Genomic DNA, 24,943 nt, shown 5'->3' with positions numbered 1-24,943 from the left:
ACGAGGTGAGGAAGGCCCTGGATCCCGCGATCGGGTAAGCGTGTTCGAACATCATGGGCGAACTCCAGATAAACCAATCACGGAGACCCAGGTGAAGCGGAGAAGAGAAAGTGTCATCGCGAGAGGTGACGCCGTTTCCGTTCCTACGCCGGCATGACCCGGATCAGGTTCAAGGGTCCGGCTCACCGCCATCTCAGCACCGCACGATGCCCCCCTCGGAATTTCCGCAGACTGGAATGTTTGCCGCCGGCTGTCAACAGGCGCGACCGTCTGGTTGATGCAGGTCAAACCGGAACTCTCTCCGATATGTCAGCAGACAGTAGTGACAATCCATCAACTGGCAGCGCGGGTGCGCTGTGAGGTTCAAAGACCATGACTTACGTCTCCGAGACGATCATCCTGGCGATCGGCACCTTCCTCGCTCTTCTAGGCGCGGCCTATGCGCACGATAGTCAGTTCGCAGCCCATATGTGGGTTCTCTTCGTGGTGCTGCTGATCAGCACCATCGTCCTGATGCGCCGCATCTCGTTCACACGGCCTGATCCGGCCGCGGTGGCCGCCCGACAATCCGAATACTTTGACGAGGTGATCCGCTACGGTGCGATCGCAACGGTGTTCTGGGGAATCGTAGGCTTCCTTGTCGGCGTTGTCGTTGCGCTGCAGCTCGCTTTCCCGGATCTCAACATCGAGCCGTGGTTTGGCTTTGGCCGCATGCGCCCGCTTCATACGTCCGCGGTAATCTTTGCCTTCGGCGGTAACGCGCTGCTTGCAACCTCGTTCTACGTGGTCCAGCGCACCTGTCGTGCGCGGCTCTTCGGCGGCAACCTGGCTTGGTTCGTCTTCTGGGGATACCAGCTCTTCATCGTCATGGCTGCGACCGGTTACCTCCTCGGCATCACGCAGAGCCGGGAGTATGCCGAGCCGGAATGGTATGTCGATATCTGGCTGACGATCGTTTGGGTCTGCTACCTGCTGGTCTTCCTCGGCACGATCCTGAAGCGCAAGGAACCCCACATCTACGTGGCGAACTGGTTCTATCTTGCCTTCATCATCACGATTGCGATGCTGCACATCGTCAACAACCTGGCGGTTCCGGTCTCGTTCCTGGGCATCAAGAGCTACTCGGCATTCTCAGGTGTCCAGGACGCGCTGACCCAATGGTGGTATGGCCATAACGCCGTCGGCTTCTTCCTGACCGCGGGCTTCCTGGGGATGATGTACTACTTCATTCCGAAGCAGGTGAACCGCCCGGTCTATTCCTACCGCCTGTCGATCATCCACTTCTGGGCCCTGATCTTCATGTATATCTGGGCCGGCCCGCACCACCTCCACTACACCGCGCTGCCCGACTGGGCGCAGACGCTCGGCATGGTGTTCTCGATCATGCTGTGGATGCCCTCGTGGGGTGGCATGATCAACGGCCTGATGACGCTTTCGGGCGCATGGGACAAAATCCGCACGGACCCGATCATCCGCATGATGATCATGGCAGTCGCCTTCTACGGCATGGCCACCTTCGAAGGTCCAATGATGTCGATCAAGGCGGTCAACTCGCTCAGCCACTACACGGACTGGACCATCGGTCACGTTCACTCGGGTGCGCTCGGCTGGAACGGCCTCATCACCTTCGGCGCGCTGTATTACATGGTACCGAAGCTGTGGAACCGCGAGCGCCTCTACTCGCTGCGCATGGTCAACTGGCACTTCTGGCTCGCCACGCTCGGCATCGTCGTCTACGCAGCCGTCATGTGGGTTGCCGGCGTCCAGCAGGGCCTGATGTGGCGCGAATACGATGACCAGGGCTTCCTCGTCTACTCGTTCGCTGAAACCGTTGCCGCGATGATCCCCTACTACGTCCTTCGCGCCATTGGCGGCGGGTTGTACCTGGCGGGCGCTCTCATCATGGCCTTCAACATCACCATGACCATCCTCGGTCACCAGCGCGACGAGGCCCCGATCGGCCGTCCTGCTGCGAAGGCCCCTGCCCTGCAGCCGGCCGAGTAAGGAGTTCCTTCGATGTCAATCCTCGACAAACATCATCATATCGAACGCAACGCCACGCTCCTGCTCGTCGGTTCGCTGTTCGTCGTCTCCATCGGCGGGATCGTCGAGATCGCGCCCCTCTTCTACCTGGAGAACACCGTCGAGAAGGTGGAGGGCATGCGGCCCTACTCGCCGCTCGAGCTCGCCGGCCGCAACATCTATGTTCGCGAAGGCTGCTATGTCTGCCACAGTCAGATGATCCGTCCCTTCCGTGACGAGGTGGAGCGGTACGGTCACTACAGCCTTGCTGCGGAGTCGATGTACGATCACCCGTTCCAGTGGGGTTCGAAGCGAACCGGGCCTGATCTCGCCCGCGTTGGCGACCGCTACTCCAACGAATGGCATGTGCAGCACCTGACCGAGCCGCGCGATGTGGTTCCGGAGTCGGTGATGCCGAGTTACGCCTTCCTCAAGGAAACGCCGCTCAAGGTGACCGACGTGTCGATGGAGCTGAAGGCCAACAAGGCCGTCGGCGTCCCCTATTCGGACGAGATGATCGAGAACGCCAAGGCAGACCTTGCGGCCCAAGCCGATCCGGACGCCGATACCTCGGGCCTGCTTGCTCGCTATCCCAAGGCGAAGGTGGGTGATTTCGACGGCAACCCGCAAAAGCTGACCGAAATGGATGCACTGGTAGCCTACCTGCAGATGCTCGGCACGCTGGTGGACTTCTCCACCTATGACGACGCTGCCGGTTACCGCTGAGGAGCTAAGACGATGGAAATCTACACTGCCATGCGTCACTTCGCCGACAGCTGGGGCTTGCTCGCCATGACCCTCTTCTTCCTCGGCGTGGTTCTTTTCATGTTTCGTCCTGCTGCTAAGGCCCGTGCCACCGAGGCCGCACAGATCCCCCTGAAGGAAGACTAAGATGGCGCAAAAACATGTCGATGACGTCAGCGGCGTCGAAACAACCGGCCATGAATGGGACGGCATTCGCGAACTCAACAACCCCATGCCACGCTGGTGGGTCTTGACGTTCTACGCGACAATCCTCTGGGCGATCGCGTATTGCATCTTCTACCCCGCCTGGCCGCTGATCAACGAAGCGACCAGAGGGGTGCTCGGATATTCGAGCCGCGCGGAACTCGCCTCTGACCTTAATGCCGCAAAGGCGGCACAGGGTGCGGTGGTCGAGAAGATTGCGAGTTCCTCGCTGCAGGATATCGTGGCGGATCCTCAACTGTCGCAGTTCGCGACCGCAGCCGGTGCGGCAGCATTCCGCGTCAACTGCACGCCCTGCCATGGCAGCGGTGCTGCGGGCGGCCAGGGTTATCCGAACCTGAACGACAATGAATGGCTCTGGGGCGGTAGTCTCGACGACATCTACCAGACGATCGCCCATGGCGTCCGTGATCCCGCCGATCCTGATACCCGTGTCTCGGAGATGCCCGCGTTTGGCGATATGCTGAAGCCTGAGGAGGTGCGCCAGATCAGCGCCTATGTCGTCAGCCTCACGGGCACGCCGCGTGATCCCTCGATGGTCGCTCCCGGCCAGCAGCTCTTCGCCGACAACTGCGCCTCGTGCCATGGCGAGAGTGCCGAGGGCAACAAGGACATGGGTGCACCTGCGCTGGCCGATGCCATCTGGCTGAAGGTCGACGGAGAGGCAGGCATTGCACAGCAGATCGTCGCCCCGCGGCATGGTGTCATGCCCGCTTGGGAAGGTCGCTTGGGTGAAGTCGCCGTCAAGCAGCTCAGCGTCTACATCCACTCGCTGGGTGGCGGGCAGTAAGACCTGAACACATTGAACGAAGGCCGCTCGGGCAACCGGGCGGCCTTTTCTTTGGGCGGCACACGCTGCCGAGTTGACATTGGTCAAAGCGGGAATAGGTGGCGGATGCCACAACCGGGCCAGAAGGATAGGCCCAATGAATCTCTACACAGCCCCCCACCTGGAAACCGAGCCTGCGTCTGTTGAACGCATCGACGTCCAGCCTGCCCATTCACGCAACAAGCCACGCGAGCCGCTTTACGCCAAGCGCGAGAAAATCTTCCCGAAAAAAGCGGAAGGTCGCTTCCGGCGCTTCAAGTGGCTCGTGATGCTCATCACGCTTGGCATCTATTATCTGACGCCTTGGATACGCTGGGATCGTGGGCCTTATGCCCCGGACCAGGCCGTGCTGGTCGATCTCGCCAACCGCCGCTTCTACTTCTTCTTCATTGAAATTTGGCCGCAGGAATTCTTCTTTGTCGCCGGCCTGCTGGTGATGGCGGGCTTCGGGCTGTTCCTCGTCACCTCGGCCGTCGGCCGCGCATGGTGCGGTTACGCCTGTCCCCAGACCGTGTGGGTGGACCTCTTCCTTGCCGTCGAGCGCTTCATCGAAGGTGACCGCAATGCCCGCATCAAACTTGATGCGGCTCCGTGGACGTTTGACAAGCTCTGGCGCCGCGTCGTCAAGCACGCCACCTGGATCGTCATTGCGGTGGCAACCGGCGGTGCGTGGATCTTCTATTTCGCTGATGCGCCGACCCTTGCCTTCGACTTCCTCACTGGCAATGCCGCGGTTGTCGCCTATACCACCGTCGCTATCCTGACCGCCACGACCTACGTACTGGGCGGGCTGATGCGCGAGCAGGTCTGCATCTACATGTGCCCTTGGCCGCGCATCCAGGGCGCGATGCTGGATGAACATTCGCTGGTCGTGACCTACAACGACTGGCGCGGTGAACCACGCAGCCGGCATGCTAAGAAGGCCGCCGCTGCAGGCCAACCAGTTGGCGACTGTGTCGATTGCAATGCCTGCGTCGCCGTCTGTCCAATGGGCATCGACATTCGCGACGGCCAGCAGATGGAATGCATCACCTGCGCGCTCTGCATCGATGCCTGTGACAGCGTCATGGACAAGATCGGCAAGCCACGCGGCCTGATCGCTTATGCAACGCTGAGCGAATACGAGCACAATATGGCACTCGCGACCGAGCACGGTACGACCGCCATCGACCCGGCCAAGGTGCGCAACCCGGACGGATCGTTCATCGACAAGGTCCGCCACTTCAACTGGCGGATCATCCTGCGGCCGCGCACGCTGCTTTATCTCGGTGTCTGGACGCTGGTCGGCCTCGGCCTTGTCTACGCCCTGCTGTCGCGCCACCGCCTGGAAATCAACGTGCTCCACGACCGCAACCCCCAGTTCGTGCTGGAGTCTGACGGGTCGATCCGCAACGGCTACACCATCCGGCTGCTCAACATGATCCCCGAACCGCGCACGATCCTGCTGTCGATGGACGGGCTGCCGGAAGCAACGATGAAGATCACCGGTATCACCGAGGTTCCGGGCAGGCTCTTTGCCGTCCAGGTAGAACCCGACAAGACGATGGCCCTCAAGGTGTTCGTCACGCTACCGAAGGAGGCGATCGCGTCCGAAGTCAATGACTTCCACTTCATCGCTGAGGACCGGTCGAGCCACGAAGCCGACAGATATGCCGCCACCTTCAACACACCAGGAGCGAAGAAATGAGCCGCAATGCAAGCCTCTCCAACGGCAAGGGCTTCGTCTTCACGGGGTGGCACATGATTGGCGTATTGGTGCTTTTTTTCGGCACCATCATCTCCGTCAACGTCTACATGGCCTACAACGCCGTGACGAGCTGGAGCGGTCTGGTGGCTCAGAACACCTATGTCGCCAGCCAGCAGTTCAACGGCAAGGCGGCCGAGGCTCGCGCCCTGGCAGCATCGGGCGTTGTCGGAACCTTGCTGATCGACGGCTCCGACATCCGCTTCGAGATCAGCCATCCGGACGACGGCTTGGTCGCTGCCGACGAACTCGTCCTCGCGTTCAAGCGGCCGGTCGGCGAGCATCAGGATTTCGAGCTTGATCTCGTTCCGGTCTCTAAGGGCGTGTTCACGACACAACATGAAGTCCTGCCAGGAGAGTGGATCGTTGATGCCAGCGCCACGCGCGACGGCAAGCGTATCCTTCACCAGGTAGAGCGCATCTCGGTGCGGAGATAACGATGACCTGCTGTGCGCCCGGCGTCGAAGGTTCGCTGGATCATCCGCTGCCGTCTTCTGAGGAGCTCGTGCTGTCGAGCCGCTCCGTCGGTCCTGGCCTTCGCCAGATGGACCTCAGCGTGCCGCAGGTCCATTGCGGCACCTGCATCACGGTGATCGAAAACGCCCTGACCAAACGTACGTCCGTCGAACGTGCGCGCGTCAACCTTTCGACAAAGCGCGTGTCAATCGTCTGGAAGGAAGAGGTGTCCGGAGAACCGACGGATCCGGTTGAACTTGTGAAGGCAATTACCGACGCGACGGGATATGAGGCGCATCTCTTCCAGGATGCCGACGACGCTGGTGACAAGCTCCAGAAGGACCTGATCCGCGCCGTGGCACTATGCGGATTCGCGGCAGCCAACATCATGCTGCTCTCGGTCTCTGTCTGGTCCGGAGCCGATACGGCGACGCGTGACCTTTTCCACTGGATTTCCGCGATGATCGCGGCGCCGGCGCTGATCTATGGTGGCCGGTTCTTCTACCGCTCCGCCTGGGCGGCTTTGAAGCGCGGCCACACCAACATGGACGTGCCGATCGCGCTGGCGATCACGCTTTCTTACGTCGTTTCGCTCTGGGAGACGCTTCATCACGCCTCGCATGCCTGGTTTGACGCAACTGTCTCGCTGTTGTTTTTCCTGCTGATCGGCCGGACGCTTGATCACATCATGCGCGATCGTGCGCGTTCGGCAATCAGCGGCCTGACGCGTCTTTCGCCGCGAGGTGCGATGGTCGTGGCGGCTGACGGGACCCGTGAATATCGAGCGGTTGAAGAGATCCGGCCAGGCGATCAAGTCTCCGTCGCGGCAGGTGATCGCGTACCGGTGGATAGCACCGTGGTGAGCGGCACCAGCGATCTCGACATCTCGATCGTCAATGGCGAAAGCGCCCCGGTTTCCGTCAAGGCCGGAGATGCGCTCCAGGCCGGCATGCTGAACCTCACCGGCTCGCTCATCGTCAAGGCTACGGCGGCGGCAAAGGACAGCTTCCTGTCGGAGGTTGTATCCTTGATGGAAGCGGCCGAGGGCGGCCGGGCGCGCTATCGCCGCATCGCCGATCGCGCCGCGCAGATTTATTCACCGGCGGTCCATCTGCTTGCGCTTGTCGCCTTCCTGTCCTGGGGCATCATCGGCGGGGACTGGAAACAGGCGATGCTGATTGCGATCGCCGTGCTCATCATCACCTGCCCTTGTGCGCTGGGGCTTGCTGTGCCCGTCGTCCAGGTCGTCGCAGCCGGGCGCCTGTTCAAGAACGGCATCATGGTGAAGGATGGTTCGGCCATGGAGCGTCTTGCGGAAGCCGATACCGTCCTGTTCGACAAGACAGGAACATTGACCGTGGGCCGCCCGCGCGTCCTCAATATCGGCAGGTACGGCCGCGAACAGTTGGCGGTTGCTGCAGGGCTGGCACTCCATTCGAAACATCCGCTTTCGGCCGCACTTGCGCGCGCTATTTCGGGTCCGGTCGCAGTCTTCGACAATGTCATTGAGCTGCCGGGAAACGGGCTTGAGGCGCAAACCGAGAAGGGCATCTATCGCCTGGGTAACCGGCGCTTTGCGCTCGGCATGGACAATACCGCATCCGGCAATGCTGCCTCGGAAGTGGTCCTGTCGCTCGATCACAAGGAAGTGGCGGTGTTCGAGTTCCAGGACATCCTCCGGCCCGGCGCGCCGTCTGCTGTCGAGGCCCTGCAGAAGATGAAGCTTTCGGCGGGCATTCTTTCGGGTGATCGAAAGGCTGTTGTGGCCGATCTCGCCGCCACGCTCGGCATCAAGAATTGGCATGCCGAGCTATCGCCAAAGGACAAGGCAGAATTCTGCTCGTCGCTGGCACAAGACGGCAAACGTGTCCTGATGGTCGGCGACGGCATCAACGATGCACCGGCGCTCGCTGCAGCGCATGTTTCCATGGCCCCGGCCACAGCCGCCGATATTGGCCGTCAAGCTGCAGATTTCGTCTTCATGCACGACAGCCTGGAAGCCGTGCCCATGGCCATCGACGTGTCGCGCAAGGCTGGGCGGCTGATCCGCGAGAACTTTGCGCTTGCGATCGGCTACAACATCATCGCCGTGCCGATCGCGCTCGCCGGCTATGCAACGCCGCTCATTGCGGCCGTTGCCATGTCGACGTCTTCGCTGATCGTGGTCGCCAATGCCTTGCGGCTGAACCTTTCGGTTCACTCGGGGGCGGACAAGGCCGAAGCGGCTGCGACGCAGCCGTCGCTCACAGGGGCTAAAGCAGCATGAACATGCTCATCTACCTCATCCCGATCGCGCTCTTCCTGGGCGCACTGGGTCTGCTTGCCTTCCTCTGGTCGATCAAGACCGGTCAATACGAAGACCTGGACGGCGCAGCTTGGCGTGCCCTCGGTGACGAGCCTCCCGAAGACCGACAGCAGCACAAATAGAAGATGCAGGAAGAATTGGAGCGGCGACCTCGCCGCTTCTTGGAATTCTTAGTCCAGCAGTTCACGCAAGCGGGTGCCGAGTTCGCGCGCTGTATACGGCTTCTTCAGCCAGTTGCCGGATTGCGCAAGCTCACGCCCTGCGATGGTGGGTTCGGCATAGCCCGAGGTGAAGAGCACCTTGATCTCAGGCCGAAGCACACGCACCTCCGCCGCCAGCTCGTCGCCTGCCATGCCGCCCGGCATGACGATGTCGGTAAACAAGAGCGCGATGTCATCGTGCTCGCTCAGGCGTTCGAGCGCCTCGATGCCGTCGGACGCCTCGACAATGTCGTAGCCAAGGCCGGTAAGCCGCGAGACCGTGACACGACGGACGCGTGCATCGTCCTCAACCACCAGGATCTTTTCCGTACCTGTTGGAATGCTCTGGGTCGGGCGCGGACCGGCGGCATCAGCATCAATGCCTGTTGTTTCGGCCTTCACTGCGGCGGGCAGGAAGATCCTGATGCTCGTGCCCTGACCAGGCTCGCTGTAGATGTGGACGTTACCGCCCGATTGCTTGGCGAAGCCGTAGACCATGCTGAGACCAAGGCCCGTGCCGGAGCCGACGCTCTTGGTGGTGAAGAAGGGCTCGAATGCCTTCTCACGCACGTCGGCGGTCATGCCCTCGCCAGTGTCGGTCACGGAGATCAGCACGTAGTCTCCTGTGCGCGCCTGCGGATACATCTGGGCATAATCGACATCGAGCCGCACACGCGAGATCTCGACGGTCAGCTTACCGCCCCGCGGCATCGCGTCCCGCGCGTTGAGCACGAGGTTCAGCAATGCGTTTTGCAGTTGCGAGCCGTCCACCAGGGCTTCGTTGGAGGCGCCGTTGACGATGGTGCGGAACTCGATCGCTTCGCCGAGAGTACGCCGAAGTAGGTCAGAGAAGCTGGAGACGAGGTTGCCGATATCGACAAGCTTCGGGTTGAGAGGCTGGCGCCGTCCGAACGCAAGCAGCTGCCCTGTCAGCTTGGCGCCGTCTTCCGCGGCGTCCTGGGCTTCTCGCAGCAGTACGCGCAGCTTGTCGTCGGCGAGCCGGTCCTCGATCATCTCGAGATTGCCGCTGATGACCGTCAAAAGGTTGTTGAAGTCGTGCGCAAGACCGCCCGTGAGCTGCCCGATCGCTTCCATCTTCTGGGACTGCCGGAGTTCGTCCTCGATCTTGTGGCGGCTGGTGAGGTCACGGATAAAGCCGGTGAAAATGCGCTTGCCGTCAGTCAGCGCCTCCCCGACCGCCAGTTCCATCGGGAAGGTGGAGCCGTCCTTGCGCTGCCCGGTCACCACCCGGCCATAACCGATAATGCGCCGTTCGCCCGTCTCCAGGTAGCGGGAGATATAGCCGTCATGCGCTTCGCGGTCCGGAGACGGCATCAGCATCTTGACGTTTCTGCCGGCGACCTCGTCTTCCGTGAATCCAAAAAGCCGCTCAGCAGCGGCGCTGAAGGAGGTGATGATCCCGACCTCGTCAATGACCACCATGGCTTCCGGAACCGTGTCCAGGATCGATCGAAGATGCGCTTCGCGCTCGGCCAGATTGTTCTGCACCCTCTTCATCTCCGTGACATCATTGTTTGTCTGGACAATGATGGTCGGGCCGCCGGGTGTCGGGTTGACGGCAACCCAGCGGGTCGCCACGACGACCGAACGACCGTCCTTGTGTCGATGGACGACCTCACCCTGCCAATGATGGTGCTGCCGGACATGCCGGCGAATGGCATCGAGCGGCTCGGGAAAGCGGGTAACGAGAAGCTCGTGAACGACCTTGCCGATCGCTTCTTCCGCAGCCCAGCCGTAAAGCTGTTGGCATCCGGCCGTCCATCGGCTGATGACGCCGTCCTCCCCATGGACGATAAGGTTTGCTGCGTTGAGTACGTTGGTGACAGCATCGAGCAGATAATCGGTATTATTGTCGTTCGGTGTCTTACCGCTCATGATGGACCCATGGATGCTAGCCGTCAGTGACGCCGGCGACCTCCAGAGACGGCATGGTCGCGACGCATGTCGATGCATTCATCGCCGTCTCCGGCAAGTTGTGCAAGCGCTGCGGGCTTGTCGACCTTGATAAAGTGGCGCGCCGCCGGATCAACGACGGTGAGAACACCCTTGCCGATGAGCTTTGTGATGGTGCGCGACACGGTCTCGATGGTGAGGCCGAGATAGTCGGCCATATCCTGGCGCGGCATGGGGATCTCGATGACGAAACGTCCGGCACCGTCGGCCTTCGTGCGGTTCATGTGCCGAAGCAGGAAGGTGCAGAGCCGTTCTTCCGCGCTCTTGCACGACAACAGGACCATCTGATCCTGAGCCGAAGCCATCTCGTCGCAGAGATGCTCGAAAACCAGGGCGCTCAGTATTTCTGATTCTGCCACGGCGCACTGGAATGCCCGGCGGCTCAGTCTTCTGATCTTGGCCGACGCGATTGCCTCAACGCTGTAGAGGTAACAGTCCTTCATCGAGATTCCGACGATATCGCCCGCGTAAAGGAAGCCGGTGATGACGCGGCGACCATCCCCAAGGATCCGGAAGAGTCGGAAGGTGCCTTCGACGATCTCGAAGACGTGCTTTGCTTCATCTCCTTCGAAGAACAGGGACTGACCGGCGCCGAGCTGCTCCAGAGGCTGCTTCGCAAATAGCGAATGCAGGTTTTCGGCTTCCGCGAAGGGCGTTGCTTTGGCGACCTGATGGGCATTCGCATAAGCGGTGAGAAACACGGGCTTGGTCTCCATTCTGTGATGGAGCCTTATGGTCGCGCGGCCGTAACACGCTGATGCCTGACGTGTGAAAAATGGTGCTGTTTTGTAACAGACTGTAACAGGCCCGGCCGCCCCCTCATGCCGCTGCTCAGGAACAATCCGCACCGGCTGCCGTTACCGGCTGGTTCTATCGAGAAAAGGCAAGCTTCATGGATTCCGCGCTTCCCGGCTCCGGCCTCCCGACCTGTTCCGTCAACATCTCCATCAATGGCGAAAACCGGTCGCTCGACATCCCGCCATGGGTGACATTGCTGGATATTCTGCGTGGTCCTCTGGAGCTGACCGGCACGAAAAAGGGCTGCGACCACGGCCAGTGCGGGGCATGTACCGTGTTGATCAACGGCGAGCGCGTCAACTCCTGTCTAAAGCTCGCAGTCTCTCTGGACGGTGTCGAAGTCACCACGATCGAAGGTCTTGGTACGCCTGACAACCTGCATCCGATGCAGAAGGCGTTCGTTGAGCACGACGCCTTTCAGTGCGGCTATTGCACGCCGGGGCAGATCTGTTCGGCTGTCGGACTGGTGAAGGAAGGACGCGCCCGTTCGCGCGCCGATATCCGCGAATTAATGAGCGGCAATCTCTGTCGTTGCGGCGCCTACAGCAACATTGCAGATGCGATCGAGGAGGTGCTGGGCGCGGAAGGGGCACAGCCGTACAAGGAGGCTGCCGAATGAGACGCTTCGATTATACCCGCGCCGAGACGGTCCATGACGCGGTTGTTGCTCTGGCTTCCAATCCCGATGCACAACTGCTTGCCGGTGGGACCAACCTTGTCGACCTGATGAAGTATGATGTGGCGCGCCCCGGCGCGATCATCGACATCAATCGCCTGCCGCTCAAGGACATCGAAGAGCTTCCCGATGGTGGTCTGCGGATCGGCGCCCTTGTGAGCAACTCGGCGCTTGCCTACGACGAGCGGGTGAAGGAGCGGTTCCCGCTACTGTCGAGCGCGATCCTGGCAGGCGCCTCACCACAACTGCGCAATGCTGCCACCACCGGCGGCAACCTGCTGCAGCGAACCCGCTGTTATTATTTCTATGACCCGTCGACCCCCTGCAACAAGCGCGAGCCAGGCACCGGATGCTCGGCGATTGGTGGGGTCAACCGCATCCACGCCATTCTCGGCGCGAGCGACAAATGCATCGCGGTGCATCCGTCGGACATGTGCGTCGCCTTGGCCGCGTTGGGGGCGACTGTCGAAGTGGAAGGGCCGGACGGGAATCGGGATATTGATTTTGCCGATTTCCATCGTCTGCCGGGCGAGCATCCTGAACGGGACAACACGCTTCAGGCTGGCGAGATGGTGATAGCCCTGCGGATTGCGAGGAGCCACTTCAACCGAAACTACACCTACCTGAAGCTGCGCGACCGCCTCTCCTATGCCTTCGCCCTCGTGTCGGTTGCAGCCGCCATGGAAGTCGCGGAAGGACAGATCGTCGACCTGCGCATCGCTCTCGGCGGTGTGGCTCACAAGCCGTGGAGGGACGCGCTCGCGGAGGCCGAGTTTGCAGGTCAACAGGCCAATGAGGCGACGTTCATGCAGATCGCCGACCGCCTGCTGTCAGGTGCTGAGGGACAGGGTCACAACGACTTCAAGATCCCGCTCGCCGAGAAGGCGATCATTCGCGCGCTCAAGCAGGCTGCCGCTGGCCGCCCGCAGGACCAAGTCGTCAAGGCGATACAGTAAGGAGCCAAGATCATGCTGAACGAATCCAAGGTGGTCGGGCTTCCTCTTGCACGTATAGACGGTCCCTTGAAGGTATCCGGCAAAGCCCGCTATGCCGCAGAACACTTTGCCACGGATATGCTGTTCGGTTGTGTCCTGCCAGCAACCATCGCCACGGGCCGCATTACCGACATCGATGTCTCCGAGGCTGAACGGTTCCCCGGCGTGGTGAAGGTCTATACCTACAAGAACCGTCCGACGGTGGCGAAGCGCGAGTCAAAGTGGAAGGACGAAGTCGCCCTTCCGGGTTACACGATGCGGCCGCTTGAGGACGACCATGTGCAGTTCGATGGGCAGCCGATCGCCTTCGTCGTCGCCGAGAACTTCGAGGTCGCACGTGATGCGGCGGAACTGATCCGCGTCCGTTACGCCGCGTATGATCCTCATACCGATCTTCTCCAGGAGCAGGCGAACGGCTATGAGCCGCCCGTACCGCGCATGAAGGAGTTCATGCCGCCGAAGCCACGGGGGGATGCGGAAGGCGCCTTCGCGCTGGCGCCCCACAAGATCGCCTCCGAGTATTACATGGAAGGAGAGCACCATAATCCGATGGAGCTGTTCGGCTCGACGGTGCTTTGGGAAAACGACGGGCGCCTGACGATCCACGACAAGACGCAAGGCCCGCAGAATTCGCATGACTACGTCTGCAATGTCTTCGGCCTGAAGCCTGAGAACGTGGTCGTGCAAAACAAGTTCGTCGGCGGTGCCTTCGGACAGGGTCTGCGCCCCAAATACCAGCTCTTCCTGGCGGTGATGGCGAGCCTCGACCTGAAGCGTTCGGTCAAGGCCGAGATGAGCCGGCGCGAGATGTTCTACCTGACCTGGCGGCCGGTCTGCCTGCAGAAGGTTTCACTGGCGGCCGATGCCGAAGGCAACCTGCAATCGATCATGCACCACGCCCTCGGCGGCACCTCGCGTTACGAGGATTACCAGGAGAACGTCGCCAACTGGTCGGGCATGGCCTACAAGTGCGACAACGTGAAGATCTCCTATGAGATTGCCAAGCTCGACCGCTCGACGCCCGGCGATATGCGTGCGCCAGGTGCAGCGTCCGGGGTGACCGCGCTGGAAACAGCCATGGACGAACTCGCCTACGAGGTCGGCATAGATCCCTTGGAGCTGCGCATCCGCAACTTCATCCATGTAGACCAGAACCAGGACAAGGAACTGACATCCAAGGCTCTGCACGCCTGTTATCGTGAAGCAGCAGAGAGCTTCGGCTGGGCGAACCGGAGCCATGAACCGCGGTCAATGCGAGATGGCAATGACCTTGTTGGCTGGGGCATGGCGACCGGGTTCTGGGAAGCCCAGCTTTCCGAAGCGGAAGCAAAGGTCAGCCTGTCATCCGACGGCAAAGTGGTCGTTTCGGCCGCCGCATCCGACATCGGCACCGGCACCTACACCATCCTCAACCAGGTTGCTGCCGAAGCCTTCGGCGTAGCGCCCCAGGCCGTCACTGTCCGCATCGGCGACTCCAGCCTGCCAAAGACGAGCGTCGAAGGCGGATCATGGACCGCCGCCTCGTCCGGATCGGCCGTTCAGGTTGCTGCTAGAGCCGTCGTCGCAACGCTGTTGAAGCACGCGCAGTCCATGCCGAACTCCCCGCTCGCCGATGCTTCAGAAGACCAGGTCGAGATCGCCGACGGGCGGCTTGTGCTGCAGGCCAATCATCAGGTCGGCGTCGCAATTGCTGACATTATGGAGGCTGCCGGCGTTTCGGAAGTGGAGGAGCATGGCAAGGTGGCGCCGGACCCGGCGACAATGAAGAAGTTTTCAGCCTATACGCATTCGGCCGTATTCCTTGAAGTAAAGGTGGACGAAGAACTGTTGATTCCGCGCGTCACCCGCGTTGTCACAGCGGTGGCAGCCGGCCGGATCCTGAACCCGAAGACGGCGCGCAGCCAGATCCTCGGCGGCGTGGTTATGGGCGTCGGCATGGCCTTGCATGAAGAAGGCATGGTCGACCACCGCACCGGGCGCGTCATGAACCACAACCTTGCAGAATATCATGTGCCGGCTCACGCCGATATCGAGGACGTCGAGGTGATCTTCGTGAAGGAAGACGACGACAAGGTGAGCCCGATCGGTGTGAAGGGGCTGGGTGAAATCGGCATCGTGGGCGTTGCCGCTGCGGTTTCGAACGCGATCTTCCACGCCACGGGCAAGCGGATCCGTCACTTCCCGATGACGATCGACAAGCTCCTCGCCGAACCTGATCGACACTGACTTTGACTGGATGAGGAACCTGCAGCGCCGCCGGATGTTCGTGATGATCAGCGGCCGCCGCTTGATAGATAGATGATGGTGTTGATCCCTCCATGGCAACAGCGAACACTCCGGTCGCCAGTCCGACCAATCCAGCGGCAGACGGCTTGACGCCTGCTCTTGCGCGAAACATCGATGCCGTCATGCAGCGGCGCAAAGAGGCGCAGAAGTCAGCGTCGCTGCAGGAACGGGCTGCGGCGGCGATTAGCCGCTTCGCCGGCTCGATGGCGTTCGTCTACATCCACCTCGTCCTTTACAGCACGTGGATCATCGTGAACCTCGGATGGATCCCCATCATCGAGCCATGGGACCCGTCATTGGTGATCCTGGCGATGGAAGCCTCGGTCGAGGCGATCTTCCTGTCGACCTTCGTGCTGATCAACCAGAACCGCATGGCTGCCGAGGATGACATGCGAGCGGACCTGGACCTGCAGGTAAACCTGCTCAATGAGCATGAGACGACGCGGCTCATCGCCATGGTCGAGGCGATCGCCAAGAAGCTCGAGGTCTCAACGGATGCCGATCACGAAGTCCACGAATTGAAGAAGGATGTCGCGCCCGAGGCGGTGCTCGATCGTATCGAATCGGAGTCGGAGAACTGACTTCGAAGGCGATGCAGCCGCTACGGGCTGCATCGCCTTTTTTCGTTCTTAGATCGGGTAGTGGAGGTGACCGTCTTGGACGGTGATCCAGCGCAACTCGGTGAACTCCGCGATACCGGCCTTGCCGCCGAAGCGTCCGTAACCGGAATCCTTGGTGCCACCGAACGGCATCTGCGCCTCGTCGTGGACGGTGGGGCCGTTGATGTGGCAGATACCGCTTTCGATCCGCCGCGCCACGCTCATCGCACGGTTGACGTCGCGACCGAACACTGCGGCCGAGAGACCATATTCCGTATCGTTGGCGATTCTTACAGCCTCATCAATCGAGCCAACACGCACGACGGAAGCGACCGGGCCGAAGCTTTCCTCGCCATAGATCCGCATCGCCGGCGTCACACGGTCGAGCAGCGTTGCATCCATGACGGTGCCTTCAACACGCCCGCCTGCTGCCAGTACCGCGCCCTTTGATACAGCGTCGCGCACGAGCGCCTCGATGCGCTGCGCCGCACGCAGATCAACGAGCGAACCAAGCGGCGCATCACTCCGGCGCGGGTCGCCAGCCTTGAGGGTCTTCACTTTCGCGGTCATGGCTTCCACGAACTGGTCGGCGATCTTGTCATCGACAACCAGACGTTCCGTCGACATGCAGATCTGGCCTTGGTTCATGTAGGCGCCGAAGGCTGCGGCCGCGACAGCTTCATCGATATCAGCATCATCGAGAACGATGAACGGTGCCTTGCCGCCGAGTTCCAGAAGCGCAGGCTTCAAGTGACGAGCGGCGGTTTCCGCGATGATGCGGCCAACGCGGGTCGAGCCGGTGAAGTTGATGCGCCGCACGGACGGATGCGCGATCAGCGTCTCCACGATCGGGCCGGCGTCCTCCGGCGCGTTCGAGATGGCATTCAGCACACCTTCCGGCAGACCGGCATCATGAAGCGCGTCCACGATCAGTCGGTGTGTGTGTGGGCAGATTTCAGATGTCTTCATCACGACGGTATTGCCGCAGGCGAGGGGCATTGCGATCGAACGGACCCCCAGGATCACCGGTGCGTTCCATGGCGCCATGGAGAGCACCACGCCCGCAGGCTGGCGCACCGCCATGGCGAGGCTGCCCGGACGGTTCGACGGGATCACTTCGCCCGTGATCTGCGTCGTCATTGCGGCGGCCTCCCGCAGCATGTCGGAAGCAAGCGTGACGTTGAACATCGCCCACCCGGCCGTAGCGCCGGTTTCGCCTGCCATGGCGGCGACGAATTCCGGCGCCTTTTCCTGCAGCTTGTCGGCAGCGGCATTGAGGATCTTGCGGCGTTGGCCCGGGCTTGTGGCGGCCCAGGCGGGAAAGGCCTTGGCTGCGGCATTGGCAGCCTTGCGGGCATCCTCCACGGATGCGGCAGCGACGGTCGACGCCACTTCGCCTGTGATCGGGTTGAGGCGTTCGAATGTACGACCGTCAGCGGCGTCGATTTCGCGGTTGTCGATCTTCAATCCAAGTACCGTCATGGGCATCTCCTCATTGTATTGATTGGTGGCGCCGTGCGAGGCGCATCGTACGGCGCGGCTGGCAAAGCTTCGGAAGGGTGCTGTGCCGTCAGGATCGGTCTTCGCTTTTCATCGTCGTGATGGTCCTCCCTTGCGGTCCGCTCCTACGGATTCGAGCTTGCCGGTTTGTAAACATCCGCCTCGGCGAGCGGGCACAGGTTAGGGGAGCACCACGCGGACACAATAGACTTTCAGCGGAGAAATTTGTACTTTTGCGAAGGAGGCGCCGTTTGAGAGAACCTGTCCAATCTGCGATCACGTTCGCGCCGCCAACGGCATCGGCAATGGAGGCCCGCCTGTTCGGTAGCAGCCTCCATCCGTTGATCTGGACGCTGCGGAAAAACCTCGACTACCTGTTCATCATCCTTTCCGGGAGCGGAAGCATCACCGCGAACGGTCGGCACTCCGCACTGGAGGGCCCGGTCGTTGTATGGTCGCCGGCAACGGACGGGTCGATCAGTCTGGAGGCGGGATCGGAAGGCGGGATGCTGGCTGCTCCGGATGTCATCCTTGGCCAGGCCATGCCGGCGGGCGCTGTGTCGACGCAGGTTCGCGAGGCCATCACCCGGCTTCTCATCAGTCGATCGGCAGCAGCAGACGCGCGGCAGATGCTGAACCTGCTGGGTTCGATCGAGGGCGAACTGAAAGGCGACGAAGCGGGCAGCCGTGAAGCCGTCCAACACTACATCGCACTCCTGCTCCTGAAGATCTGGCGTATGTCTGATCCGGTCCAGCATCCGGGCCAACCCTCGCCGCGGATGATCGTGCGTGGTTTCGTGCATCTCGTTGAACTTCACGTCCGTGACCACTGGGGCGTGCCGCAATATGCGTCCGCGCTGGGTGTCACCTCGGACCGCCTCAACACGGCGATTCGCCGCGCCACCGGACGGTCACCGATGGAGGTTGTCCATGCGCGGATGCTGACGGAAGCCGCCCGTCTGCTCCACTCTTCTGCCATGCAGACTGGGGAGATTGCCGAGCTTCTTGGCTTTCGCGACGCGGCCTATTTCAGCCGGTTCTTCAAGCGGCTGATGGGGATGTCGCCGAGACAGTATCGGCAGCAAGCGGTAGACCGACGAGGTGCCGCGCAGGACAGCTACGCGGCCTGGCCTTAGCCGAACCGGCACAGCAAGATGGGCGCTTGAGGAACTTCGGGAACGAAAGCTTGTTGATTGCCACGGAATTCAAAGCCGTAGGACAAGCCGATGCCCGAACAACAGAAGATAGATCGCCCGAAGGTCGAAGACTGGGCCGAGAAGCTGGGGGTGACGAAAGCTTACGAGGACCTTCAGGGTGAAACAAAGGAAATCCCGGATGCCACGCGCCGGGAAATCCTGAAGGCGCTGGGTATCGAACAGGAGCCTGATCCCACCGCCGACAAGCGCTGGCCGCAACCGGCGCTCGACGTTCCGGACGGTGTCAAATGTTATCTCCCCGAATGGCTGCAGAGGGATGGGGCTTGGGGCATTTCCGTCCAGATCTACGAGATCCTGTCCGAGCGCGACTGGGGCATCGGTGACTTCGAGGACATCAAGACCCTGAGCCGCATTGCGGCCTCGGTCGGCGCGAGTTTCATCGGGCTCAGCCCGTTGCACGCGCTTTTCCTGTCTGACCCGCAGCGCAACAGTCCCTATTCCCCATCCAGCCGCCTGTTCTTCAACCCGCTGCATATCGCCGTCGACCAGCTTCCAGGGTTTCGAGAGGATCTCGTTGACCATGCGGAACTGGCGCGGCTGCGGTCCTCAGAAACAGTCGATTATCCCGCCGTTGCAAGGCTCAAGCTCTTGGTCCTTCGAAAGCTCTGGGACGACTGGAAGATGGAGGAATGGCAAGAATTCTCGCGCAACGACTTTGAGCAGTTCAAGAGCGAGAAAGGTGATGCGCTCCTCGGCCACTGTCTGTTCGAGAGCCTGTCGTCTGCGATGGTGAAGCGTGGGCACGGCAGCGGTTGGCGCGATTGGCCGGAAGAGTATCGGGACCGGCACGCACCGGCTGTCGAACGTCATGCTGCAGAGCACGGCGATGACATCGAATTTTATGCCTGGCTGCAATGGCTGGCATCGCGTCAGATGCAGGAAGCGGCAGATTTTGCAAAGAGGGCTGGCCTAGAGCTCGGGCTTTACCTTGATTTCGCTGTCGGTGAAGTGCCTGATGGTTCGTCAACCTGGTCGACACCCGGCCTGGTTCTGCCGTCGATGAAGGTTGGCGCACCGCCGGACGCCTTCAGCTCCAAGGGGCAGGACTGGGGTCTGGTGCCGCTGCATCCGCAGCATCTTCTCGATCCCGACACATCACACTATGGCCGGCTGATCGACAGCTCCGCCCGTTTTGCAGGCGCGCTGCGCCTCGACCACGCAATGACCCTGTGGCAGCTCTTCCTGATCCCGCAAGACCAGGAAGCCTCGGCAGGCGGATATCTCCGCTACCCCTTCACGCAGATGATCACATCGCTGGCGAAAGTTTCGCAAGAGCGCCAGACGGTCGTCATTGGAGAAGATCTCGGCAACGTACCGGATGGTTTCCGTCCCGCGCTCCAGAAAGCTGGTGTGCTGGGTTACCGGGTTCTTTATTTCGAAGATCTGGCGGAAGAACAACCGGCCGCGGACGCGCCTCTTGCATTGTCGCTCGGGTGTCTCTCGACCCATGACCTGCCGCCGCTGAAAGGCTGGTGGCGCGGTGCCGACATAGAGCTTGCCGAAGAGGTCGGGCTGTTCGATGCCGAAGCCGCGGTTCGTCTTCGTGAAGAGCGCGCGGAACGTAAACTGACACTGCTCCAGGCCTTGGCGAAGGCGGAACTCATCCCCTCAAGTAAAGCCAATCTCCACCGTTGGCCGGAAATGACAGCCGACCTTCTGGTGGCGGCTCACCGGTTTCTCCTGCAAACGCGGAGCATGCTGGTCGCCGTGAGGCTCGCGGACATGGTCGGCGAGAGCCGATCAACCAACGTACCCGGCACAGTCGATGAATATCCGAATTGGCGACTGAAGCTGAAAGTCTCGCTCGAAGCACTGGGTGAGATGAGCCTGTTCCGGCGGATCGCCGAGGCGCAGAACCGCGAGATCCCGCGGGCCGGAGAGAAAGGTTGATCTAGGCGGACAAACCGGAGACTGGTTTTCAGCCCGCTGTTGCTGCTCCTCAGACGATACCGCCGCCACCGCTCACAGACGCAGGCCGCTCCATCGTCACCTTCTTGCGGTAGCCGCTGGCACGGTAGGTGGCAATGGGATCGATCGCGCCACCGGCACGGCGTCGGGCTTGCGCCAGGATCGGCTCTACATCTGTCCGGTAGGCGCGCTTGAGCGTTTCCGAAGCCATCAGCGCGTCGTTCTCGTCTTGGTATCCCTCAAGGGCTGCTCGGTCGACCAGCAACGCCTGGGCATAAGCGCGGCGGATCTCGTTGGCGCTCGCCATCAGGCTTTCGATCGGATCTGTGACGTTATGGCTCTGGTCGATCATGTGCGCCGGGTGGAAGCCATCCACGCCTCGATGTTCTGCATCGACCAGTTCATTGAACACGAGGAACAACCGGTAAGGGTCGATCGCCCCGGCATCGAGATCGTCGTCGCCATATTTCGAGTCATTGAAGTGGAAGCCACCGAGCTTGCCGAACTGGATGAGCCGGGCGACGATCATTTCGATATTGGTGTTCGGCGCGTGATGTCCGAGATCGACGAGGCAGAAGGCTTTCGGACCAAGCGTGTTGGCGATCAGGTAGTTGGTGCCCCAGTCCTGAACCACGGTCGAATAGAATGCCGGCTCGTACATCTTGTGCTCGGAGAACAGGCGCCAGTCATCCGGCAGCGCCTTGTAAATCTCCGCCATGGACGCGAGATACCGTTCGAACTGTCGCGTGAAGTGGCTCTGGCCCGGGAAGTTCGAGCCGTCACCGATCCATACGGTCAGCGCTTTCGAGCCGATCGCGTTGCCGATCTCGATGCATTCAAGATTGTGCTCAATTGCCTGGGCCCGGGTGGCTGCGTCCGTGTGGCTGAGAGAGCCGTATTTGTACGACTGCGATTGCCCGACCGCATCCGAGAAGGTGTTCGAGTTCATCGCGTCGAAGCCGAGGCCGAGCGCCTCCCCCTTCGCCTTTAATTCCTTCGGGTCCGCCTTGTCCCACGGGATGTGAAGCGAAACTGTAGGGGTCGTTCGCGTCAGCTGATGAATGACAGCGCAGTCATCGAGCTTGTCGAAAATTCCGCGCGGCTCGCCGCCTCCAGGGAAACGTGCGAAGCGGGTGCCGCCGGTGCCGACGCCCCAGGACGGTACGGCAACAGAGAACTCCGACACCTTGTCCGTAATGTTATCGATCTCGATGCCGCGCCGAGCAAGCGTCTCGCCAAGCGCCGCATATTCGGCGTCGAGCGCCTGCGCACGGGCTTCGTTTTCCGCGGCAATTACATCCGCGGCGATCTTCATTTCAGACATGTGCTCCTCCCAAGAGCGCCTTACCGCGTAAAGCTCTGTGCGTTGCCGGCATCCACGTTGATGATATTGCCCGTCGATTTCGCCGATGCATCCGACGCCATGAAGTAGACGGCTTCGGCGATGTCCTCCGGAAGCACGTTGAGCTTCAGCAGCGACCGTTTGCGGTAATGTTCCTCAAGCTCGCTTACCTCGATCTTGGAAGACGCGGCGCGCTGCTCGCGCCACTCGCCGTTCCAGATCTTGGAGCCCCGCAACACGGCATCTGGATTGACGGTGTTGACTCGAATTCCTGCCTCCGCACCTTCCAATGCCAGGCAACGGGCGAGATGGATTTCGGCAGCCTTTGCCGTGCAGTATGCGGACGCACCGGGCGAGGAAGCGAGCCCGTTCTTCGAGGCGACGAAGACGACGTTGCCGCCGAGCTTCTGGCGGCGAAACAGCCGGAATGCCTCGCGAGACACCAGAAAATAACCAGTCGCCAGGATATCGATGTTCCGGTTCCAAATATCGAGGCTCGTTTCCTCAACCGGAGCAGACGAAGCGATGCCGGCATTGGACACAAGGATGTCGATGCCACCGAATTCAATGCAGGCTTCGCGGAAAGCGTTGGTGACGCCTTCCTCGCTTGTTACATCGAGCAGTACGCCACGCACGACATCCCTGCCAAAGCTTTTTTCGAACCCCGTCTTCGTTTCCTCCAGCGCCGCACCGTCGATATCGGCCAGCACGACACAGGCCCCCTCGCCCATCAACCGCGCTGCGGTGGCCCGACCGATGCCGCCGGCGCCGCCCGTCACGAATGCCACGCGGCCGGCGAGACTCTTAGGCTTCGGCATGCGCTGGAGCTTTGCTTCCTCGAGCAGCCAGTACTCGATGTCGAAAGCCTCCTGTTCCGGCAGCCCCTGGTATTCCGAGACGGTCGACGCACCACGCATGACATTGATGGCGTTGACATAGAATTCGCCAGCGATGCGCGCCGTTGCCTTGTCGCGTGCAAAGGAGAGCATTCCAACGCCCGGCACCAGGAATATGACCGGGTTCGGATCACGCATCTTGGGCGAGTTGCCGTGCTTGCAGCTTTCGTAATAGCGGCTGTAGTCCGCGCGATACGCTTCCAGCGCCTGGTCAAGCGCTGCGATCACGGCATCAACATCCGGCTTGGCAGGATCAAAATCGAGGATTAGCGGCCGAATCTTGGTGCGCAGGAAGTGGTCGGGGCAAGAAGTGCCGAGTGCGCCGAGCGGCTTCAGGTTCTTCGAGTTGACGAATTCGAGCACGGCATCCTGATCATCGAAATGGCCGAGCTTTCGCTCCACATGACCGATGCGCCCGCGGATTTCCGGCATCAGGCGCGCGGCGATGGCGCGCCGTTCCGCCTGCGGCAAGCTTTCGACCACCGCGCCGCCAAAGATCGTCTTGCCCTCGGTCTCGCGAGCAAACCACTCGATCGCCTTGTTGATGATATCGAGCGTCAGCTCATAACAATCCTTTGCGTCATCCGCCCACGTGAACAACCCGTGGCTTTCCAGCACAACGCCCTTGGCATTGGGATTGGCCTTGACGAAAGCTTCAAGATCAAGCCCCAGCTGGAATCCCGGCCGCCGCCATGGCAGCCAGCCGATCTCGTTGCCGAAGATTTGCTGCGTCAGCTCCCGCGAGTTCTTGGAAGCAGCAATCGCTATGATCGCGTCCGGGTGCATGTGGTCCACATGCGCGAACGGCACGAAACCGTGCAGTGGCGTATCGATGGATGCGGCGCGCGGGTTGAGGTTGAAGGTGCAGTGCGGCAGGAAGCCGACCATCCGGTCTTCGTCATCGACACCCTTGTAGATACCTTTCAACGCTTCCAGCTTATCGAGATAGAGGGTCGCGAAGCCGTCGAGCTTGATCGTGCCGACATCGCCCCCGGATCCCTTCACCCACAGCACGCGCACCTGCTCGCCCGTGAGCGGATCGGTCTCGATGACCTTGGCCGACGTATTGCCGCCGCCATAGTTGGTGATGCGCTTGTCTGCACCGAGGAGGTTGGAGCGATAGAGCAGCTTGCCAGGCTCATCGAGCGTCGCAGCAAAGGCATCATCCCAACGGTTTTCGAGAAGCCGGGTTTGGCCCGTCATCGCATTCCTCCCAAGCTGTTCCGGCTCCTGATGACGCATCACACGTCATCTACCGTGGCCGCAGTTATCACGCCGCATCGCGCCAGCTGTCAATCACAAACGATCATTATCGTTCATGTTGCAGCGCGTCAGAGTTGACCATGATTGATTATGATTGACAGCCGCAGAAAACGGAACATGATGAGCCTCAGGAGGATGCATATGCACGAGCGCGAGCGCCATCGGATCATCTTGAGCGCCATCCAGGAGAAGGCGGTTGTCACGGTCCAGGATATCGCCGAACTGACAGAGGCGTCCGAGGCAACGATACGGCGCGACATCGCCTCTTTGCATATCCAGGGGAAACTTCGCCGGGTTCGCGGTGGCGCAGAAGCCATGCATCCACCGACCCTGGGTAACCTTGCCGCACGTCCGTTCCGCGTTTCCGAATCCGTCAACATCGACAAGAAGCGCGCGATTGCCCGTTGTGCGGTCGAACTCTGCGGCGACGGTGACTCGATCATCATCAATGGGGGCACCACGACCTTCCAGATGGTGCATTACATGTCTGCGCGGCGGCTGCAGGTGATGACCAATTCCTTCGCCATCGCCGAACACCTGGTGAAGCATTCCAAGAGCACCGTGACGGTGCCCGGCGGTGCCATCTACCGCGAGCAGAGTCTGATCCTGTCGCCGTTCGACAATGATGCGATCCGCAATTTCTACGCACGCCGCATGTTCATCGGCGCGCAAGGGATCGGGCCGCTGGGCGTGATGGAAGCGGATGCGCTGGTGATCCAGAGCGAGCAGAAGCTGATGAGCCAAGCGGAAGAACTGATCGTGATGGCGGATTCATCGAAATTCAGCCGCCGGTCGAGCCTCATCCTTTGCCCGCTCGATCGGGTGACGACGATCATCACCGATCCGGGAATCGAGGACCAGGCAGCGAAGATGATCGAGGACGCAGGCGCCAAGTTGCTGATTGCCAAGGCGGCGGCAGCGGGCACCGACAAGGAGGAATTCACGTCTGTCGCATGAGGAGCGCGAC

Annotated in this window: 20 protein-coding genes and 1 riboswitch; of the genes, 15 read left to right on the top strand and 5 right to left on the bottom strand. The window is 61.1% G+C overall.

The annotated features are described in order from the left end of the window. Window positions 1–123 precede the first annotated feature (123 nt). Window positions 124–226: riboswitch (TPP riboswitch) on the bottom strand. 146 nt (window positions 227–372) lie between these two features. The 8 genes from ccoN to ccoS all read left to right on the top strand — a co-directional run bounded on the left by ccoN (window position 373) and on the right by ccoS (window position 8,444). After that, on the top strand, window positions 373–2,004 hold the full coding sequence (ccoN, locus tag M0654_RS05005) for a cytochrome-c oxidase, cbb3-type subunit I (RefSeq protein WP_118852237.1): 1,632 nt from the start codon (window positions 373–375) through the stop codon (window positions 2,002–2,004). 12 nt (window positions 2,005–2,016) lie between these two features. Beyond that, entirely contained in the window at window positions 2,017–2,748 is a 732-nt protein-coding gene (ccoO, locus tag M0654_RS05000) for a cytochrome-c oxidase, cbb3-type subunit II (protein WP_118852236.1), read from the top strand. A gap of 12 nt (window positions 2,749–2,760) precedes the next feature. Beyond that, on the top strand, window positions 2,761–2,913 hold the full coding sequence (locus tag M0654_RS04995) for a cbb3-type cytochrome c oxidase subunit 3 (RefSeq protein ID WP_118852235.1): 153 nt from the start codon (window positions 2,761–2,763) through the stop codon (window positions 2,911–2,913). Window position 2,914: 1 nt separating this feature from the next. Next, on the top strand, window positions 2,915–3,778 hold the full coding sequence (gene ccoP, locus M0654_RS04990) for a cytochrome-c oxidase, cbb3-type subunit III (RefSeq protein WP_248682093.1): 864 nt from the start codon (window positions 2,915–2,917) through the stop codon (window positions 3,776–3,778). Window positions 3,779–3,914: 136 nt separating this feature from the next. Further along, window positions 3,915–5,504, top strand: coding sequence for a cytochrome c oxidase accessory protein CcoG (ccoG, locus tag M0654_RS04985; protein WP_248682092.1), 1,590 nt, complete (start codon window positions 3,915–3,917; stop codon window positions 5,502–5,504). Then, a complete protein-coding gene (locus tag M0654_RS04980; RefSeq protein WP_248682091.1) occupies window positions 5,501–5,998 on the top strand; it encodes a FixH family protein in 498 nt (165 codons plus the stop codon). Before ccoG ends, M0654_RS04980 begins: the two co-directional genes overlap by 4 nt. Window positions 5,999–6,000: 2 nt before the next feature. Beyond that, on the top strand, window positions 6,001–8,283 hold the full coding sequence (locus M0654_RS04975) for a cation-translocating P-type ATPase (RefSeq protein WP_248682090.1): 2,283 nt from the start codon (window positions 6,001–6,003) through the stop codon (window positions 8,281–8,283). Beyond that, window positions 8,280–8,444 carry a cbb3-type cytochrome oxidase assembly protein CcoS gene (gene ccoS, locus M0654_RS04970; protein WP_118852230.1) on the top strand — a complete coding sequence of 55 codons (165 nt, stop codon included), beginning with the start codon at window positions 8,280–8,282 and terminating at the stop codon, window positions 8,442–8,444. Before M0654_RS04975 ends, ccoS begins: the two co-directional genes overlap by 4 nt. A 48-nt stretch (window positions 8,445–8,492) precedes the next feature. Here the strand turns inward: ccoS and M0654_RS04965 are convergent, their stop codons facing one another. Both M0654_RS04965 and M0654_RS04960 read right to left on the bottom strand, forming a co-directional pair. Then, on the bottom strand, window positions 8,493–10,418 hold the full coding sequence (locus M0654_RS04965; RefSeq protein ID WP_248682089.1) for a hybrid sensor histidine kinase/response regulator: 1,926 nt from the start codon (window positions 10,416–10,418) through the stop codon (window positions 8,493–8,495). Between the two features lie 23 nt (window positions 10,419–10,441). Next, entirely contained in the window at window positions 10,442–11,212 is a 771-nt protein-coding gene (locus tag M0654_RS04960; RefSeq protein WP_118852228.1) for a Crp/Fnr family transcriptional regulator, read from the bottom strand. Between the two features lie 176 nt (window positions 11,213–11,388). Here M0654_RS04960 and M0654_RS04955 point away from each other — a divergent pair, with 176 nt between their 5' ends. The 4 genes from M0654_RS04955 (at window position 11,389) to M0654_RS04940 (ending at window position 15,832) form a co-directional block, all read left to right on the top strand. Next, a complete protein-coding gene (locus M0654_RS04955; protein WP_248682088.1) occupies window positions 11,389–11,913 on the top strand; it encodes a (2Fe-2S)-binding protein in 525 nt (174 codons plus the stop codon). Beyond that, window positions 11,910–12,926, top strand: coding sequence for an FAD binding domain-containing protein (locus M0654_RS04950; protein WP_248682087.1), 1,017 nt, complete (start codon window positions 11,910–11,912; stop codon window positions 12,924–12,926). Before M0654_RS04955 ends, M0654_RS04950 begins: the two co-directional genes overlap by 4 nt. Window positions 12,927–12,938: 12 nt before the next feature. Then, window positions 12,939–15,191, top strand: a complete 2,253-nt coding sequence (locus M0654_RS04945) for a xanthine dehydrogenase family protein molybdopterin-binding subunit (RefSeq protein WP_248682086.1) — start codon at window positions 12,939–12,941, stop codon at window positions 15,189–15,191. A gap of 92 nt (window positions 15,192–15,283) precedes the next feature. Beyond that, entirely contained in the window at window positions 15,284–15,832 is a 549-nt protein-coding gene (locus M0654_RS04940; protein WP_248682085.1) for a DUF1003 domain-containing protein, read from the top strand. A gap of 48 nt (window positions 15,833–15,880) precedes the next feature. Here the strand turns inward: M0654_RS04940 and M0654_RS04935 are convergent, their stop codons facing one another. Next, window positions 15,881–17,332: an aldehyde dehydrogenase gene (locus M0654_RS04935; protein ID WP_248682084.1), complete on the bottom strand. Its 1,452-nt coding sequence runs from the start codon at window positions 17,330–17,332 to the stop codon at window positions 15,881–15,883. A 269-nt stretch (window positions 17,333–17,601) separates the two neighbouring features. Between M0654_RS04935 and M0654_RS04930 the strand changes: the two genes are divergently transcribed. Together M0654_RS04930 and malQ are read left to right on the top strand one after the other, a co-directional pair. Continuing rightward, entirely contained in the window at window positions 17,602–18,486 is an 885-nt protein-coding gene (locus tag M0654_RS04930; protein WP_248682083.1) for a helix-turn-helix domain-containing protein, read from the top strand. Window positions 18,487–18,576: 90 nt separating this feature from the next. Beyond that, a complete protein-coding gene (malQ, locus tag M0654_RS04925; RefSeq protein WP_248682082.1) occupies window positions 18,577–20,457 on the top strand; it encodes a 4-alpha-glucanotransferase in 1,881 nt (626 codons plus the stop codon). Between the two features lie 49 nt (window positions 20,458–20,506). On the opposite strand, the gene rhaI is transcribed toward malQ, so the two are convergent. Next, window positions 20,507–21,799, bottom strand: coding sequence for an L-rhamnose catabolism isomerase (gene rhaI / locus M0654_RS04920; RefSeq protein ID WP_248682081.1), 1,293 nt, complete (start codon window positions 21,797–21,799; stop codon window positions 20,507–20,509). 20 nt (window positions 21,800–21,819) lie between these two features. Next, a complete protein-coding gene (locus tag M0654_RS04915; RefSeq protein ID WP_248682080.1) occupies window positions 21,820–23,916 on the bottom strand; it encodes a bifunctional rhamnulose-1-phosphate aldolase/short-chain dehydrogenase in 2,097 nt (698 codons plus the stop codon). Window positions 23,917–24,117: 201 nt separating this feature from the next. Between M0654_RS04915 and M0654_RS04910 the strand changes: the two genes are divergently transcribed. Then, entirely contained in the window at window positions 24,118–24,933 is an 816-nt protein-coding gene (locus M0654_RS04910) for a DeoR/GlpR family DNA-binding transcription regulator (RefSeq protein ID WP_118852218.1), read from the top strand. The last annotated feature ends 10 nt before the right edge of the window (window positions 24,934–24,943 follow it).

This window comes from Neorhizobium turbinariae (genome assembly GCF_023223505.1).
GTDB lineage: Bacteria > Pseudomonadota > Alphaproteobacteria > Rhizobiales > Rhizobiaceae > Neorhizobium > Neorhizobium turbinariae.
The sequence above is the reverse complement of the archived record's forward strand: the minus strand, read 5'-3'. Positions and strand labels throughout refer to the sequence as shown.